15 protein-coding genes are annotated in these 17,437 nt (G+C 56.0%); 10 read left to right on the top strand and 5 right to left on the bottom strand.

The window, feature by feature from the left end; translation table 11 throughout:
• Positions 1-31 precede the first annotated feature (31 nt).
• From ACFQZG_RS22420 to ACFQZG_RS22405, 4 genes are all read left to right on the top strand, one after another.
• Complete coding sequence (locus ACFQZG_RS22420; protein WP_378156816.1) at positions 32-2,464, top strand: hypothetical protein; 2,433 nt, start codon at positions 32-34, stop codon at positions 2,462-2,464.
• Positions 2,465-2,505: 41 nt separating this feature from the next.
• Positions 2,506-4,089, top strand: coding sequence for a stalk domain-containing protein (locus tag ACFQZG_RS22415; RefSeq protein ID WP_378156615.1), 1,584 nt, complete (start codon positions 2,506-2,508; stop codon positions 4,087-4,089).
• Between the two features lie 85 nt (positions 4,090-4,174).
• Positions 4,175-7,315 (top strand): cadherin-like beta sandwich domain-containing protein, encoded by a 3,141-nt coding sequence (locus ACFQZG_RS22410; protein WP_378156613.1) that lies wholly within the window; start codon positions 4,175-4,177, stop codon positions 7,313-7,315.
• A 113-nt stretch (positions 7,316-7,428) separates the two neighbouring features.
• Positions 7,429-8,907, top strand: coding sequence for a L,D-transpeptidase (locus ACFQZG_RS22405; protein WP_378156611.1), 1,479 nt, complete (start codon positions 7,429-7,431; stop codon positions 8,905-8,907).
• A gap of 23 nt (positions 8,908-8,930) precedes the next feature.
• Here ACFQZG_RS22405 and ACFQZG_RS22400 read toward each other — a convergent pair whose 3' ends face one another.
• Positions 8,931-9,074 (bottom strand): hypothetical protein, encoded by a 144-nt coding sequence (locus tag ACFQZG_RS22400; RefSeq protein WP_378156609.1) that lies wholly within the window; start codon positions 9,072-9,074, stop codon positions 8,931-8,933.
• Between the two features lie 250 nt (positions 9,075-9,324).
• Here ACFQZG_RS22400 and ACFQZG_RS22395 point away from each other — a divergent pair, with 250 nt between their 5' ends.
• Genes ACFQZG_RS22395 through ACFQZG_RS22385 form a run of 3 tightly spaced genes read left to right on the top strand, consistent with a single transcriptional unit; the run spans position 9,325 to position 11,731 of the window.
• Positions 9,325-10,419 carry a quinone-dependent dihydroorotate dehydrogenase gene (locus ACFQZG_RS22395; RefSeq protein WP_378156607.1) on the top strand — a complete coding sequence of 365 codons (1,095 nt, stop codon included), beginning with the start codon at positions 9,325-9,327 and terminating at the stop codon, positions 10,417-10,419.
• A 41-nt stretch (positions 10,420-10,460) separates the two neighbouring features.
• Positions 10,461-11,264 carry a GTP diphosphokinase gene (gene yjbM, locus ACFQZG_RS22390; RefSeq protein ID WP_378156806.1) on the top strand — a complete coding sequence of 268 codons (804 nt, stop codon included), beginning with the start codon at positions 10,461-10,463 and terminating at the stop codon, positions 11,262-11,264.
• Between the two features lie 29 nt (positions 11,265-11,293).
• Positions 11,294-11,731 carry a DUF309 domain-containing protein gene (locus ACFQZG_RS22385; RefSeq protein ID WP_378156605.1) on the top strand — a complete coding sequence of 146 codons (438 nt, stop codon included), beginning with the start codon at positions 11,294-11,296 and terminating at the stop codon, positions 11,729-11,731.
• 60 nt (positions 11,732-11,791) lie between these two features.
• Here the strand turns inward: ACFQZG_RS22385 and ACFQZG_RS22380 are convergent, their stop codons facing one another.
• Together ACFQZG_RS22380 and ACFQZG_RS22375 are read right to left on the bottom strand one after the other, a co-directional pair.
• Positions 11,792-12,262: a PCYCGC motif-containing (lipo)protein gene (locus tag ACFQZG_RS22380; protein WP_378156603.1), complete on the bottom strand. Its 471-nt coding sequence runs from the start codon at positions 12,260-12,262 to the stop codon at positions 11,792-11,794.
• Positions 12,263-12,285: 23 nt separating this feature from the next.
• Positions 12,286-12,789 (bottom strand): thioredoxin family protein, encoded by a 504-nt coding sequence (locus tag ACFQZG_RS22375; RefSeq protein ID WP_378156602.1) that lies wholly within the window; start codon positions 12,787-12,789, stop codon positions 12,286-12,288.
• A gap of 192 nt (positions 12,790-12,981) precedes the next feature.
• On the opposite strand from ACFQZG_RS22375, the gene ACFQZG_RS22370 reads away from it, so the two are divergent.
• A complete protein-coding gene (locus ACFQZG_RS22370) occupies positions 12,982-13,839 on the top strand; it encodes a pseudouridine synthase (RefSeq protein WP_378156600.1) in 858 nt (285 codons plus the stop codon).
• 2 nt (positions 13,840-13,841) lie between these two features.
• The gene (locus ACFQZG_RS22365; RefSeq protein WP_378156598.1) at positions 13,842-14,636 is read left to right on the top strand and encodes a Cof-type HAD-IIB family hydrolase; all 795 of its coding nucleotides are present in this window, start codon (positions 13,842-13,844) and stop codon (positions 14,634-14,636) included.
• A 103-nt stretch (positions 14,637-14,739) separates the two neighbouring features.
• On the opposite strand, the gene ACFQZG_RS22360 is transcribed toward ACFQZG_RS22365, so the two are convergent.
• Positions 14,740-14,832 carry a sporulation protein YjcZ gene (locus tag ACFQZG_RS22360; RefSeq protein ID WP_136368515.1) on the bottom strand — a complete coding sequence of 31 codons (93 nt, stop codon included), beginning with the start codon at positions 14,830-14,832 and terminating at the stop codon, positions 14,740-14,742.
• 162 nt (positions 14,833-14,994) lie between these two features.
• The gene (locus ACFQZG_RS22355; protein WP_378156595.1) at positions 14,995-16,161 is read right to left on the bottom strand and encodes a GGDEF domain-containing protein; all 1,167 of its coding nucleotides are present in this window, start codon (positions 16,159-16,161) and stop codon (positions 14,995-14,997) included.
• Positions 16,162-16,295: 134 nt separating this feature from the next.
• Between ACFQZG_RS22355 and ACFQZG_RS22350 the strand changes: the two genes are divergently transcribed.
• Positions 16,296-17,432 (top strand): glycosyltransferase family 4 protein, encoded by a 1,137-nt coding sequence (locus tag ACFQZG_RS22350; RefSeq protein WP_378156593.1) that lies wholly within the window; start codon positions 16,296-16,298, stop codon positions 17,430-17,432.
• Positions 17,433-17,437 lie beyond the last annotated feature (5 nt).

The following is a 17,437-nucleotide window of genomic DNA, read 5'->3' as shown; positions in this document are numbered from 1 at the left end:
TCCGTTGACGGGAGCTACGCGGACGACGGTCATGGCCGGCATCGTGTCGGTGCTGCCGGCGGCCGGCAAGCCCGGCGGCGGAACGACGCAACCGCAGTTTATCTACCCGACGCAGAATATTTTCGTGGCGCCGCAGCCGGAGGGGAATAGCCCGGGCAATATAATCGCTCCCATCGTTCCGAGCGAATTGCTCTCGTTCGCGGGTCAAGAAGTCGTCCAAGCTTTCCTGAGGTCGATGGCCGAGATACAGCAGGAAAATCTGCAGCTCATGCAGGTGTACTTGGGCGGTATGAAGCCATTCCAGACGGAGCTAGAGCGAATTCAACAAAACATTGAGAACATCGTCGCGACGATCGCGAACCAAGCGCGCCAAACCGGCAAGATCGACCAAGCGACGCTTGATCGGTTCCTGGAAGAAGCGAACAAGAAGTTGGATCAGAAGATCGATCTGTCCAAGGGCGAGCTCAAGCTGACCGAGGAAGAGCGGAAGCTGCAAGAAGCTCAGCTCAAATTGGAGCAATCAGCGAAGGAGCTGGCCGAGAAGCAGAAGCAACTCGAGCTGGAGAAGCGGAACAAGGAGCTCGAAGAGAAGCTCAAGCAGAAGAAGAGCGAGAAGAAGAAAGCGAACGACGAGAAGCTAGGGAAGAAGAAGAAAAAGGCGTTCGACGAATATGAAGCGCAGCTGAGCCAGCTGGAGAAAGAGCGTCTGAAGAAGGATAAGTCGGCACGAGACGCGGAGTCGGGCACGGCATCGCCGAACACGCCGGCGTCGCAGTCGAGCGGCCAGCCGTATGTGAGTCCTTTGAAGTCTTTGAAGATTGAGTATGCAGGGGTGCCAACGGAGCCATTGGAGTCATGTTACTCATGCTCACCAGTTCCTTCGATCGAGATCGAAATCCCGTTGACAGCTAGTGAATATAGTCATTCGATAGATAGACCCGTCGGCATGATCAGCTTAGAGATTGAGAGACTGAATTCCGAAGAATTTGACGGAGACGATCTGAAGGTTCAAGTCAATGGAGAGCCGGTAACCGTCTATTTCGGTGAATCCTATGATGAACAAGATGTAATCGATCATGCGACAGTATATCTTGAACGCGATAACAATGTCATCACGATCGACGTGAAACCGCACGGAGAACTCGCAACCGCTGGCAATACGAAGCGGTTTACGATCCACGTGTCCAGGCCATCGATTCCGGCTGGGTTGACGTTTACGACATCAACGACTCCTGGTATTCCGCTCGATTGGGTGTCCGATGGCACTTACTCCTTTAGAGCGGATACCGCCGAAGCCGTCGAGTCGTTGACCTTCGCGATGTTCAATGGTGGAACACCGATTTCCACGGCGACGTTAACTTGTATTAGTTATGAGAACTGTGAAGGCACCGTGAGAGATGGGCTGACGATTAGCGGGCTTTCGGAAGGCAACGTCTATATATTTGATGTGGAAGTTCCTGGCTTTGGCTATTTAACGTACATGTTAGTTAACGATGTGCCTGAACCAGACTGGGAGCAACTCTTCCTGAATGAGATCGAGTTTCAGTTAGACGATAGATACGGTCCGTACATTCAGTTCAGCGAGCATAACGGCGAATATTATGCAGAAGTTGGATATGACGAAGAGCAACTGTACATGTCTTCCCGCGACGAGAATGAAGATGGAACATATCCTATGCTCGGCGGCGTCTGGGATGAACGGAATTGGACATGGGTGAATGGAGGTTGGAGAACGGGTTGCTACGAATCAGATTATTGCGATCAGTTCGAACCCGGAGATAATCATTTTACTTTATACGTCCAGGATCAGGATAACCTTTATACCCATGCTTATCCGCTGACCATTCATCTAAACGATCCGCCGTTGCTGTTCGAGTATATTTATGGTTCTAATAACGGAGAACTGGATCTCAGGTATGCCGGAGATAACACTTGGGTATTGTACGCTCCGATATCCGAAAACGAGATCACCTTCATACCGGAAAATAGCTGGTTATCGATGTCCGGCAGCGGTGAGAACGGAATTCAGCTTGTTGAAGAAGAGCTAGAGGAATCCAGCGTGACGAAGGCTACGTACCTCGCTTCGGATAGTTTGAACTTGTTGAATATATCCGTTAGCAATACGAATCAACCGAACGTGATGTATTCTCCTTACAAGATGATCATTTATAATGGCCTCCAGATAGAATCGAGCGATTTCGCTATTGAGGGTCTATTCTACGATCAGGTTGTACCATTACTTGCGCGTCAACCGGAGGCGACGATCGATCCAAGCGATGAGAACTTATTGAGTGAAGATAAGATTCTCATTGGTATATTCGATCATCTTGGCAATCGAATTTTACCTGGTTCAGACGGCTTGTATCGACTAAGCGTAGAACAGTATCCATACTGTTACATTGTCGTCAAGGATGAACTCACGGGAATTTATATGCCAACGCTTCTGATGCTGTTCTCTGTTTAATCCATTCAATCAATCGATAGATACCAAAGGAGCCCTTAACCATGCATAAATCCCGATTCAAGAAAAGCATCGCCGCTACGCTCGGCCTTACGCTAGCCCTATCCGTTCCAGCACTCGCCTCCGCGGCGGCGGATACTAGCTGGACGAAATCGTCTAAGCTCTTTGAAGTTCGCACGTGGACAGGTAAATCGGAGCTCGGTCATGCCGACGGAGCGCTAAACGCCGCTACGTTCTTCCATCCGCGTTCCGCGATCGCGTTGCCGGACGGTCGTCTGCTCGTATCCGATACGGAGAATCATCTGTTAAGGGCAGTTTCTGCTAGCGGAACGTCCATCTATGCAGGGTTGAACCTCGGCGAGGACGCAACGAATACGCCAATCGGCGGCTACAACAACGATACGCTGCTGTTATCCGCGTTCGAGCGTCCGACAGGACTCGCCATCGATGCGAAAGGCAACATCTACGTTGCCGATAGCGAGAACAACGCGATTCGCCGCATTTCCAAGGACGGCGCCGTTACGACGCTTGCGGGAAGCGGCAATCTGGGCTCGGACGACGGCGTTGGCGAAGCGGCAAGCTTCGATCATCCTTCGGACGTCGCCGTCGACAAGAGCGGCAACGTATACGTCGCAGATACTTTGAACCATTCGATCCGCAAAATCACGTCCGACGGCAAGGTAACGACATTGACGGCAGCCTCCGAGCAGCCGATCGAATATTTCCCGGGCGCGGTAGAGTATACGGGTGACTTCCTGGATGGAACGATCGCTTCCGCGAAGTTCAACGAGCCTAGCGGTCTTGCGATCGATGATAAAGGCAACCTGTTCGTCAGCGACCGCGGCAACCAACGCATTCGCTACATCGACTTCGCGGCGGGTACGGTCAGCACGGTAGCGGGCGGCGGAACTCGCGAAACGCAAAAACCATACGTAGAAGGCGATTATATCGACGGAGCCGCCGCTCAAGCGCGCTTCAGTGCACCTGAAGGCTTGACGATCGCTTCGGACGGCACGCTGATCATCGCGGATAGCTTAAACCATGCGATCCGTACGCTGAAGGACGGACAAGTAGGCACGCTGGCCGGTATCGCGACCGAATTCGGCAAGTCGGACGGCGTGTCCGCTTCCGCGCAATTCAACCATCCGACGGATGTTACGATCTTGGCCGATGGTCGTCTCGTCATTGTCGACGAATCAGGCAACAAAATCCGCGTGTTGCAGAAGTATGCGGCCCCGGCGTCGCTTCCGGCGGACAAGACAGTTAAAGTACTTTACGACGGCGCGCTTGTGCCTACCGAAGCTCCAGCGTTCTTGAAGTCAGGCGCGACGTTGCTGCCTCTTCGCAGTGTCGGTACGGCCCTTGGCTACGAAGTGAAGTACGACGACAAAGCTCACGTCGCGATTCTGACCAAAGGGGATATCGTCTATACGATCGCGAACAATTCGAAGTCGGTGACGAAGGCGGTAGCCGGCAAGCAAGAGCAGCTGACGCTGAACGGCGCGACGGTTAACACGGGAGACAGATTGTTCATTCCGGTTCGCTTCTTCGCGGAAGAGAACGGCCTCGACATTCAATGGGATCAAGAGAAGCAGATCGTCGTTATCCGTAACAAACAATTCAATTAATCCAATATACGCGAGAATCGAGCTAATGCCGCCGACGTGGCGTTAGCTCGTTTTTACGCCAAGACGTAAAGAACGGAGTGGAATCATGCGTAGAATCGTACTCGCTTTATTGGCTCTTCTCATTATCGCGGTGCCGCTTAACGGTGCATTCGCGGATCGCGCGCATGCGGCGTCCTCCCGCGTCGCCGTAATCAAGGAATTGAAGGGTACCGTCAAGGTGAAGAAATCGGGCGGATCCAAGGAATTTACCGCATTCGCGAAAATGAGCCTGAACGAAGGGGACGTGCTGTCCGTCGGCGATAACGGCTCGGCAGTACTGCAGTTCGCCAACGGTATGTCAGAAGACGACCGCATGACCGTGTCTTCCAATTCGAAGCTGTCCTTCTCGAAGCTGTCGGACAAGAAAGGTACGACGACCAAAGTCAGCATGTGGAGCGGCAAAGCTTGGGTCGACGTCAAGTCGATCGCCAGCAGCTCGGACGAATTCACGCTGGAGACGCCGACGGCGGTCATGGGCGTTCGCGGCACGCATCTATTCGTGACGATCGACCCGCTGACGCAATTGACTCGCCTGACGGTTGCGGCCGGCGTCGTTCGCACGTTGAGCAAGAGTAGCGGGCAGCCATCGGTTGACGTCTATCCGTCGCAGCAGATCGTGCTCGCGCCCGAGGGAGAAGATCCAGCGGACGGTTTGAAAACGACAATTGATCTGAATGATTTGATCGGTCAGAGCAATCCGTCGATTATCCAAGCTTTTCTAACGTCGATCGGAGAGATTCAGGAGGAGAACGATAGACTCATGCAGGACTATCGCCGCCAAATGTCTCAGTTGACTCCGGAGGATCTTGAGCGGTTCCAAGACAATATTGAAAGTTTCATCGGAGCTTACGTTGAGCAGGCGCTTAGTCAATCGCTCGTCACGCAAGAGCAGATCAATAAGCTTCTCGAAGAAGTTCTGCAATCGACCGGACAGAAGATCGATCTGACGAAGAAGACGATCAAGTCGTCCGACGAGGAGCGTCTCATACAAGAAGAGCAACGCAAGCTTGCGGAGCAGTTGAAGAAGCAGGCCGAAGAGAAGATGAAGAAGGAACAGCAAGATCGGGAGATTGCCCTGAAGGACAAGCTTAAGGAGCTCGAACGGCAGAAGCAGCTTTTGGAGCAACAGCGGAAAGAAGCGTTGCTGAAGGCGCAGCAACAAGCGAAAGAAGCTTATGAGAAACTGTTGCAAGGAACAGAGAAAGAGCGATTCAAGAAGGATGCGGAAGCTCGGGCGAAGGAGCAGGAAGCGTCGCCGGGACCGGGTTCTTCGAGCACTTCTACGAGCACAACACCGCCGTTGTCGCAGGATGCGTCGCTTGCGAGCTTAAAATTGTTTAAGTATACGGATTTGTCGATTCCATCAGCCGAGCCGTCCCCAAGCTCGCAACAGATCGAATTGTCTCCATCGTTCGCAGCTTCGACTCTATCCTATTTGGGCTCGGTCGGGTCAGAAGTCACATACGCGAATATCAAACCGGTAGTTAATGTTACAGGGGCAACGGTTACGATTAATGAGCAACCGTTAAGCGGGCAGAGCACGTGGGTTCCTCTAGCGTATGGTAATAACACGATATCGATTAAAGTTACCGCTCCAAACGGCTTAATGAAGCAAACTTATACGATTACGATTCACAGACAGGGACAGGTACAAGGAGATGGAAGGCTATTAGGCATTAGCGGACTTCATCTGACCACCACATTCGATCCAGAAATCTTTGAATATGTAGGCGAAGTCGAATCTCCATATTTAATGGTGGAGCCGGAAGAAGGATCCTCGGTCACCGTTAAGCTTAATGGATCGGGAATTTCACCATATGATGGTCCGGTATATAGACCGAATTACATTGGCGGAGTGAATGTTCTCGAGGTAATCGTTGTAACTGAAATCGGAGGAAGCACGACGTACACTTTCACAGTCGTATTCCCTCAGACTTTCGGTATCCGAATTAACGGTGAACCGATCGTTCTATCGGAAGACGTGTACGTATATGAACGCGAGATCGAATCCTCGGAGTATACGATTACGGCTGATTTCGATTCCGGTTACGAGGTAAGCGTGAACGGAGTTCCTGTATCGAGCGGCATTGGAAATAACTACTTCGCGTCGCTTGGCGTAAACAACGTTGAAATCACGGTAGATGCTGGCGACCGACCGCCGCTTGTATACACGCTCAGGTTGTACCTTGCTAGCAAACCAGCAGGCATTGCTAACTGGTCGACAGTAGCGGATACGGAAATCGGACAGATTCCTCTTTATTGGATTGATTCTTCAGGTGAAGGACCGAATCGTTATTACGCGGTGCTGCCGATCGGCGCTGAATCGGTAACTTTCGAAGCTTCGTTCTTGGAAGGACGAATGGGTAAGATTGACGGTGGAACATATACCGAAGCGCCTCTTTCTTACACGGTGGACTCTTGGGACGAATCGGGTTACACGCACTTCAGGTTAATCACGACGAACGACGGCGGCGAATCCAATGTTCCTATCGATTTCTACCTGTTATCCGAAGATGTTCTCTTCGATGAGCATAGGCCTTCAGAAGTGACGGCAAGCTTCTGGGAAGTCGAATTTACGAACGTCATCCATGCGAAGTTTTTAGACGGTGCTTACTACCTAACGCTCCCGGAAAATGCATATTCTACTGAAGATGGCGTTTTAGATTTCTCGGCTACGGTTGAGGATGAGTCGGACTCAATAGCTTGGATAATAGACGGTACCGAACTGTCGCAAGCTACTGGAGCATCGGTGGGGGCTGCTCCTCATGGGTTCGCTAAGTATGCGTTAATCGTTAGAGATTGGGTAGGGTATCCGCACTATTATCCCGTGTACGTCTACCAAGGAAATCCTACGATTACGGAAGGTGACTGGAACTATATCTATCCGTATGAGAATCATGATGGATGGATCATTCTGCTTGCATACAATCCGGTTACCTATGAATGGAGCACGCAATTTGCATTGGAGCTTCCGGGATCCTATTCCTACGCGATTCGAAGAGGCGGCGAGGATACATTCCTGCCTGATGAAGAAGGCGTAGCGACGCTTGAGGGGACAGTGGATCCCGAGAATGTCGATCCGGAGATTCCTGTAACCCAATATTACGAGTTAATCATTTTGGACGAAGACGGCGTGGAAATCGCAAATTATGAATTAGAAATGAATTTGTCTTTCCCTTCCGTCTAATCCATCCCCCAACCCCGCCCTCCGCTAACGCGGAAAGGCGGGGTTTCTTCATTCCTCAAGCCTGCAGACCGATATAGAAGAGAGACAACCACCGCAAGGAGCGTGCAAGCCGCGTGAGCAAAGAGAAACGGATCGAGGCGCAGATACAGCACTTTTACGATCACGTGCCGAACGTGGACGACGCTTTTCCGCTGAAGGAATACTTATTGAAACACGAAGATAGCCGCATGGCGTGGTACTTGCTCGGCAAGCAATACGAGGCGAAAGGCGACACGGCGAAGGCAACCTACTGCTTCGGACAAGCCGGCGACATCTATACGGCTTTCGAAGGGAAGCCGGCGCCGGCGTTGCCAGATCCGCAGGACGACGAGGGCGGGAGCAACCGCAAAGCGTTCTGGATCTGGACAAGCGTATTCGTCGTGCTCATCGGAGCGATCGGTCTCGGCGTCTACGCGATTACGCAACAGCAGGAGAAAGAAGCGACGCCGGTTACGCAAGAAACCAAGCAACCGAGCGGAGCTGCGGAGCCGACTGGCAACGTCGTACAAACGGATCCAACGGTCCCCGCGATTACGCAAGTGAAGACGGACGCGCCGCTCGGCGTAGTCTCGGCGGCGCTTGATCCGAAGTCGGACGGTCGTGCCGTGCTCGGAGCGATGCTAGTGCCCGAGGATGCTCCGCGACATCATCTCATGGTGCAGGCGGTTCCGCTAGGCGAGTGGAACGATTGGCTGAGAAGCGGCAAGCCGCTCGCGTCCGTCGTCGCGGACGGTTCGGTCGGCGCGTCGGGCGTCGATTGGCTCGATCCGAAATGGTGCAATTGCAAGCCGCATGATGCGGAGCCTTCGCGCGTGCGAGTTCAGCAGTGGAAGCCGCTGCAGGAGTACAAACTCGCCCTACGGTCCGCGATCGTCCAATACCGGGCGCGGACGGGCGCATGGCCGGCGAATCCGGATGCGCTTAACGGCGACTATCCGGCCAACACGATCGCAGGCTGGAGCGAGGCGATGACGCCTTGGTTCGACGACGTGATCGCGGAGCTGACCGATAAGAAGGACGGCAAGCTTCCGACGAAGGTCGGCTGGCCGGCTCAATCGGGTCCCGATGCCGGCCGCGGGATGCCTGCCGGCGCGTTCGCGCCGCTTGCCGAACAACCGCTCGAGATCATCGTCGACAAGACTAGCCATCGGCTAGCCGTCGTAAGCGGGGACATTATCATACGTAATTACGAAGTGGGACTCGGCGGAGACCGTACGCCGGAGAGAACGTTCGTCATCAGCGAGAAGGTTCGCAACCCGAACGGAACGGATCAAGGGAAGTTCGGCAGCAGGGGCATGACGCTGTCGGATACCGATTACGGCATTCACGGCACGGATAAGCCGGGAAGCTTGGGGAAGGACGAATCGCTCGGCTGCGTCAGAATGGAGAAGGCGGACGTCGAGGAGCTGTTCGATCTCGTGCCGCTTGGAACGAAGGTGACCATATCAAAAGGAGGTTTGCCCTCCGAACTTCGCGCGCCGGCTGAACGGTTCAAGCTCAGCAACGCGAAGGACGAGACAAACCCCCGCAAGGTATATGACTGGTTAGATTGAGTGCTTCCGCGAATCGATCGAGGTTACGGGTTCACGATCAATAGTACCGCCATGACCGCAACGACCACCACGAACGCAACGCCGATCCAGATGAGAGCTTTCTTGTTCACTTGTTCTTTTTGCTTGGCACGTGGATTAACGGGGGCTCTTTTCTTGGTTGCGCTCATCGTTCATCAACCTCTCATCGAATGATTCAACTGCTACCCCTTCATTGTAATCGTTTTCTCGTTAAAATGCCAGACAACCTGCGAGCGTTCCCGCGAATTTCAAAGTTTGCATCAAGATGCTCCGATTGGGCAATGCGCCCTTTTCTTTTGCCTGCGAAAAGGCTAAACTGATACCCGAAAGGTTTTGTTCATCGCGCTAGCGGATCCGTATCATTCGCGGCACTTATTATCGGAAGGGAAGTTGAATTCGTTGTTGTATAAAATGGCCAAACCGTTCTTGTTCCGTATGGACCCCGAGTCCGCCCACCATCTGATCGTGGACGGCATGGGGTCCGCCGCGCGTATTCCCGGCGTTCCCGCCCTGTTGTCGGCCGTGTGGGGAACGAGCGCGGCGCCGGAGCTGGCGGTAGACTTGTTCGGACTCCACTTCGCGCATCCCGTGGGCCTCGCGGCAGGGTTGGATAAGAACGCGAAGGCGGTAACCGGCTTGTCCAGAGTCGGATTGTCATTCATGGAAGTCGGCACGGTAACGCCGAAGGGCCAAGCGGGCAACGAGACGCCGCGCTTGTTCCGGTTGCCGCCGGACGAGGCGCTCATCAACCGGATGGGGTTCAATAACGAGGGCGCGGACGTCATGGCGGAGCGGCTTGCCAAGCTGCCGAAGCGCCGCATTCCGCTGGCGGTCAACATCGGCAAGAACAAGCTGACGCCGAACGAGAACGCGGCGGACGATTACCGCGAATGCGTTCGGAAGCTGTATGCTTACGGAGACTTCTTCGTCGTCAACATCAGCTCGCCGAATACGCCGGACTTACGCGCGCTGCAGCACGGAGACGAGCTCCGATCGCTGCTGGACGCGGTCAAGGACGAAATGGGCAAGCAGGCGGAACGGCAGGGTGGCCTGCCGAAGCCGATTCTCGTCAAGATCGCGCCGGACAACACGGAGGAACAGCTCGCGTATATGGCGGAAGCGATCCAATTGAGCGGCATGTCCGGCATCATCGCGACGAATACGACGATCAGCCGCGACGGGTTGACGCACGCGAACAAGGACGAGACAGGCGGCATGAGCGGGCGTCCGTTGACGCAGCGTTCCACGGAAGTCATCCGGACCGTGTACGCGTTGACGCAAGGAAAGCTGCCGATCATCGGATCCGGCGGAATCTTCACGGCGGACGACGCCTATGACAAGATTCGGGCGGGCGCGAGCCTGGTCGAAGTGTATACGGCGCTCATCTACAGAGGGCCGGGGCTGCTGAAGTCGATCCACGCCGGGTTGCTGAAGCGGTTGAAGCAAGACGGCTTCACCCGCATCTCGCAAGCCGTAGGCGCGGATCATCGCTAAGCAAGGGATATCAGAGTAAGGCAAGAGGAGGTATGCCGATGATGGACGGAAGGGACTGGGGGAAGTTCTTGCTGCCTTACCAGCAGGCGGTCGAAGAGCTGAAAGTCAAGCTGAAGTCGCTTCGTTCCGAGCTGAAGGCCAGGGACGAGTACGCGCCGATCGAGTTCGTCACGGGTCGCGTGAAGCGAATCTCGAGCATCCTTGAAAAAGCGCGCAGGCTGTCCGTGCCGCTCGATCGCATCGAGATGGGCATTGAGGACATCGCGGGCATCCGGATCATGTGTCAGTTCGTGGACGATATCTATCGCGTCGCGGAGCTGATCCGGCAACGCAAAGATCTCGTGCTCGTCTACGAGAAGGACTATATTACGAACTTCAAGGATAGCGGCTATCGCAGCTACCATCTCATCGTTGAGTACCCGGTGCAGACGTCGCTCGGCTCCAAGCCCGTGCTCGCCGAGATTCAGATCCGGACGCTCGGCATGAACTTCTGGGCGACGATCGAGCATTCGCTCAACTACAAATATAAAGACCAGCTGCCCGAGCACGTGCGGGAGCGGCTGCGCAAAGCGGCGGAAGCCGCGACGCAGCTCGATATGGAGATGTCCAGCATTCGGCAGGAGATCGTCGAGGCGCAGCAGGACTTCGAGGAAAGCTCGATTATCGTCCACAAGGTGCTGAACGAGATTCAGGAGTTGTACTTCTTCCGGAGGGTGCGGGAAGCCGCGCAGTTCCAACTGCGGTTCAACGAGCTGTGGGAGCAGGACGACGTGTGGGGTCTCAAGGAGCTGTCCGGGGAAATTCAAGCGGCGCTCGACCGCGCGGGCAAGAGCGGACATAGCTAGACTAAGCTTGGCGAGAGGCGGGTACCGGCATGAATAAGGAAGCGCGCGGACTGGCCAACGTAATGGGAGATGAGCGCTACTTCGCGTTCATCTCCTATTTCAATACGGACCGGGATTATTTCGAATGCCACGAAGTGATGGAAGAGATGTGGCTCGAGGAGGGGCGGCATCCGCTCCTGCAGGGGCTCCTGCAAGCGGCCGTCGGCTTGCATCATTGGCATAACGATAACTTCACGGGTGCGGTGAAGCTGATGGAGGCCGGTCTCGCGAAGCTGTCGGCCTATGCCGACGTCGTGTTAGGGCTGGATCTTGCGCGGCTTCGCGGCGATCTGTCGACAGCGCTAGGCTCGCTCGCCGAGCGCCCCGCGGACGCTCCGTTCGCGGCGTTCGAGCTCGTCGTGCGGGACGAGCAGTTGATTCGCGCGGTCGAGGAGTGGGAGCGGACGCGGGGGCACGTTGCGGAATAGATGCTGGCACCAACAAAAAAATCGGAGCGAGAAGCGCGAGCCTCTCGTTCCGATTTGATTTTACGCGTTGTAGTTCGGGTTGAAGTTCTGCTCGATCAGTTGACGAATCTCGTCGTCGGACTTGCCTTGCTTGCTCCACTTCTCGATCTCGACGAGCTCCTCGGTGCAGATGCCGCACAGTCCGCTATGGTCGGTCCATACGACGCCGTTCTCGTCCTTGCTCGCCACGTAGCAGCGGAACAGCCCCGCGTGAGGATCGTCCTCGTATTCCATGCAGCCGCAGTAGCAATTGATCGTCTTCATCAGGTCTTCGTACTTCCCGACGATCGAGTACAAGTGATTCGTGCGCTCCGAGAAGTCCTCCAGGAACGACGGCATATCGGCCAGCGACGCTTCGTGCTCCCAATTCTCGTTGCCGTGACGTTCGGCGTGGGATTCGTGACCGCCTCCGCCGCCCCCGCCGCAAGCGACGAGCAGAATGCCGCCGGATAGGACGGCCGCGGGCAGGGCGAGTAACCATTTGGCTTTCATGATCGCTACCTCCCGAACCTTAATTAATCGTTGCCTTCGGGTTTATGCTTGTTGAAGAACGCGCGGAAGTCGTCCAGCGAATATCCGACCGTGTTCTCCGCTTCCTTCAGACCGCCGACCATGACGTCGGACTGCACGCCGTCTTTGTAGTAGACGAGCGTCGGCGTGGATTCGATACCCATTTTATCAAAGTAATTGCGGAACTCCAAAAGGTTGAACTGATGGAAGTTGATCCCGAGCTCGTCAGCGACCGGCTTCAGCTGAGGCGTCGTGAATTTGCAATGCGGGCAGTTCGCCGCGAAGTAGTAGACGAAGAAGCTCTTCTTGTCGGCGATCATCTGATCGAGCTTGTCCGGCAACAGAATGTTGTCGTAGTTCGGATCGTCCAAGAGCGCACGCGTGTCCGGATACAGGTCGTCCTCCGGCATGCCGTACACCGTATCTTCCTTCAGATTGCTAAGCACGACGAGCGCGACGATGAGTACGGCCAGGATGCCGAAGAAGATGCCTAAGTTTTTCCCTTTCATTACCTAATACCCCCAATATTCCGATTAGAGTCGGGACGAAGCGCGCACTAGTCCCATCAACACACTTCCATTATACTTGATTAGATACGCCTGCAAAACGGAAAAGGTAGCATTGCCATCAAAATGCCCCAACTCCGATAGGAAATACGCGCGACTGCGACGGGCGGGCGACGACAAAGGTGGACTACGAACATGAAAACAACGATAAGACTCGATAAAATGCTCGGCAACCTCGGCTACGGCACGCGGAGCGGCATCAAATTGCTCGTCCGGCAGGGCGCGATCGCCGTCAACGGGCAGCGCGCCAAAGACCCGGGCATGCAGATCGATCCGCGAAGCGACGTCGTCGTCATCGACGGCGAGACGGTTCGGTACCGCGATACGGTATACGTCATGCTCCATAAACCGGCGGGCGTCGTATCGGCGACGGAGGATAACCGCGACAGGACGGTGCTCGACTTGATCGAGGACGACGACGTGACGGTGCTGTCGCCTTTTCCGGTCGGCCGGCTCGATAAGGATACCGAAGGCTTGTTGCTCTTGACGAACGACGGCAAGCTGTCGCACGAGCTGCTGTCGCCGCGCAAGCACGTGCCGAAGACGTACCGCGCGCTCGTGGCGGGCGGCGCCGTCGGCGAGGAGGATGCCGCGGCCTTCGAGCGTGGCGTGACGCTGGACGACGACTACGTCACGATGCCGGCGCAGCTTCGGGTGCTGGCCGCGGCAGGCGACCCGGGCGAAGCGTTCGGCGGCGAAGACGCGGCAGATGAGCCGTACCGGGCGGAGCTGAAGGAAGCGGCGAGCATCGCCCGTCAAGCGATCGCTACTGATTATACGTCGTCTCCGCTCAGTTGGATCGAGCTAACGATACATGAAGGCAAATTTCATCAAGTGAAGCGCATGTTCGAAGCGGTCGGTAAGAAGGTGCTCTACCTTCGCCGAGTCTCGATGGGACCGCTGGCGCTCGATCCGGCGTTGGCCCCTGGGCAATGGCGGGAGCTGTCGGAAGAAGAAGTGGACAGCCTGCGCAATTACCGGAAGGAAGGTTGAGTATGGGTTACGCAATCATCGCTCTCGACGTAGACGGAACGCTTATTAACGATCATCACGAGGTGACGCCCCGCGTGCGGGCCGCCGTGCGCGCCGCGGCGGAGCAAGGCGCGGAGATCGTCTTGTGCACCGGCCGCGGCTCGACGAGCGCGTTGCCGGTGCTCGCGGAGCTCGGCCTGGAAGGGACGATGATCACCCACAACGGCGCGTCGATCGTCGACAGCAAGACGCGCAAGGTGATCGCGGAGACGGCGATCCCGTTCGAGCCGGCGTACCGGTATTTGCATTTTGCGCGGGAGCGCGGCGTCCATTACGATATGAACACGGCGTTCGAACTGTATGTAGACGGGATGATGACGGACGAAATCTCCGGCATGTACGAGAGCATGTTCGCGCGCCCGATCGTAAGAACGGGAGAGGAATCGCTTCCGGAAGGTCTGGTCAAGCTGTCGCTGTTCGCGCCCAAGGAAACGTTGGACGAGCTGGAGACGGCGTGGGGCGAATGGGAGCACGAGCTGCAGACGGTCAGAAGCGGCGATTACTTCATCGACGTGCAGCACCAACAAGCTTCGAAAGGGACGGCGCTGCGTCAGCTTGCCGCCATGAGAGGCGTACCGCGCGAGCAAGTGCTCGCCATCGGCAATTATTATAACGATCTGGGGATGATCGCTTTCGCGGGATTAGGCGTGGCAATGGACAATTCGCCGGAGGAAGTGAAGGCGGCGGCGGACGAGACGACGGCGTCCAACAATGAGGACGGCGTCGCGCTCGCGTTGGAGAAGCACGTGCTAGGTTAACCTAGTCGAAGGCTTGTCCGCCCGACGCGAAAAAAAAGCAAGCCAGCGCACGCCGGACTTGCTTTAAGCAAGACTGGTCCGAAACGTTGGTTACGTTACGAACTCAGTAGCCTGCTTTCAGGATGATGACAAGCAGAATGAACAGGACCAGCACGAAGGCTGCCGATGCATAGTACCCGCCGACTACACCGGACATGCAAATTCCTCCTTCATGAATATAATGTGTTTGGAAAGCCGAGTGCAGGTTGCCCTCTTCGGGATGTCCCGCGTCTCGGTCTACACTTATAGTATGAAGAAGGCCGTTCACCGATTGGACATTTACCCTATGGCATTCGATTTTGGGCCAATGTCTCGCGGATCAAGCGTGCCGAGCGTCCGGGGTCTTCAGCTTGGCGAAATCGGTGACGCGGTTCTTGCCGTTCGTCTTGCTGTGGTACATCGCTTGGTCGGCGTTCTTCATGAGCGCTTCCGCGGATTCGCCGGATTCGTAAGCGCGAACGCCTACGCTGATCGTGACGATGCTCTCCTTCTCCGTACGGGCGCGAATCGCTTCGGCCGTCTGCAATAGCGCGTTCGCGGGACCCGCGACGATCGCGACGAGCTCCTCGCCGCCGTAACGTCCGGCAAGACCGACGCCCTCGGTCTCTTCGGTCAAGATCGCGGCGACCTGCTTCAGCACGAGGTCCGCCTTATGGTGGCCTTGCGTGTCGTTCAGCCGCTTGAAGTTGTCGATGTCGCAGAAGATGACCCCGTGCGGCCGTCCGGACCGGACGAGCTGCTCGAGCTTGCCCATGAAGTAGCGTCGGTTGTACAAGTTCGTCAGCCCGTCGGTAATCGACGAACGGTAGACGGACTGCAGCAGCTCGACGACGCGTTCGAACAGCAGCACGAAGAGCAAGCAATAGTAGACGAGCGTCAGCAGCCCGGTGAACGTGCCGAAGTCGCGCGGTTCGGAGAAGCCGTAAGCGCCGACGATGACCATCAGCTGGGACCCGAACGCGACGAAGAGCGACGCGAGATACTTGCGCGGTTGACCGATGTGCGGCGCGAACATGAGCGCGAACAACGGTCCGAGCAGCAGCATGAACCCGTCCAGCGCCGGCGTGGCGCGGAGAAGCGCGGCCGCGTCCGCGAATTCCGTAGGCGTCTCGGGGACGAAGTCCGCCGCGGCGATGAGCAGCGCGACGAAGATTAAGCCCAGCAGCCATAAGCGCGTGCGGGGGCGTCTGCGATGATAGAGTTCAAATACCGCGAAATTGATCACGATGAACGCATATACTTGTAGTAGCTTCCCGCCGAACACGATCCAGGCGCTCGGCTGCGCCGCGTCGAGGACGATCGCGAGCTGGAGCAGGTTGTAGACGAGAATGATGGCGAGAGAGACGAGCAAGGAACGGAAGGCTTGGCGACGGTTGCTGCCTTGAAGCCGATAGGACATGAACAGCATCAGGCCGACGATGACGACGGTCATCGCGGATGTGAACAATTGGCCCGAGATGTCGAAAACGTGAATAGGCTGGTCCATCGGCGGCTCCTTTGCGTACGGCCATTTTACGTAATTGGTTGCAGAACATGTGTTTCTATAATATCATAATTTTGAGTTGTTCTAAATGAGATGTCGATAGTCTTATAGTCATAGGAAACAAGGAGGAATCGCCCTTGAACATCTTGCAGGCGCTGTTTTTCCCCCCGGAACAACCGGGAGGCGTCTCGTCCATGGTGCCCCATATCAGGGAGCGGTTCCGCAAGCTCGGCTGGGAGATGGAGCTCTTCTCGCTGCCGAAGCGAATCCGCAACAAAGGACAAGAGGAGATCGAATTCGAGACGTTCGACTGGCGTCAATATGCCGGCAATGCGATCGTAGACAAATATATTCAGACGTACAAGGATTACATCTGGTGGGTGAAGCTTCGGCTGTCCAAGCAACGCTTCGACTTGATCCACGCGCACCACCCGATCGCCGCGCTGGCGATGAAGCATTATTTCACGGATACGCCGGTCATGATGACGGTCCACTCGAGCTTCGAGAAGGAATTGATTCTGAACGGACGCATTCCCGAGGGCGGCCCGGAGCACCGGTTCCTGACGTCCGTCTACGGGGAGCTGGAGCACCGGATGGACCGTATGCTCACCGTATCCAAGTCGTTCGCGGAGTACATGGGCGGCTATATGAAGCAGCCGGAGCGAATCGAAGTCATCCCGAACGGCTACGACGAACGGCGCTTCAAGCCGATTCCTCATGATAACGCGGTGACGCAGCTCGTCTCGGTATGCCGTCTCGTTCCCGCCAAAGGGCTCGACGTGCTGCTGAAGGCGTGCGCGGAACTGCGGAAGCGGAACTGCCCGTTCGTCCTCCACATTATCGGGGACGGCCCGGCCCGCGAAGAGCTCGAGCAGCTGTCGCAGAGCCTCGGCATCTACGACGATACGATTTTCTACGGCTACATGCTTCATCCGGAAGAGATGATTCCGTTCTTCGACGTGTTCGTGCTGCCGTCCCGCGCGGAATCGTTCGGCTCCGTGTTCGCCGAAGCGGCGCTCTGTTTGCTCGCGCTCGTCGGAACGAACGTCGGAGGCATCGCCGAGCAAATCCAGGACGGCGTCAACGGCATGCTCGTTCCGCCGGAAGATCCGGTCAAGCTCGCGGACGCGCTCGAGACCGTTATCAACGATCCGCATTTCCGCTACGAGATGGCGAGAGCCGGCTGGAACAAAGCGGTGAAGACGTATTCGCTTAACCGCGTGATCGGGCAATTGAAGCGCATCTACACTTCGTTCCAGACGGAGAAGGCATAACGGGA

The organism is Cohnella sp. GCM10027633 (genome assembly GCF_042675445.1).
Lineage (GTDB): Bacteria > Bacillota > Bacilli > Paenibacillales > Paenibacillaceae > Cohnella.
Note: the sequence above shows the minus strand (reverse complement) of the source record. Positions and strands in the feature narration are given on the sequence as shown.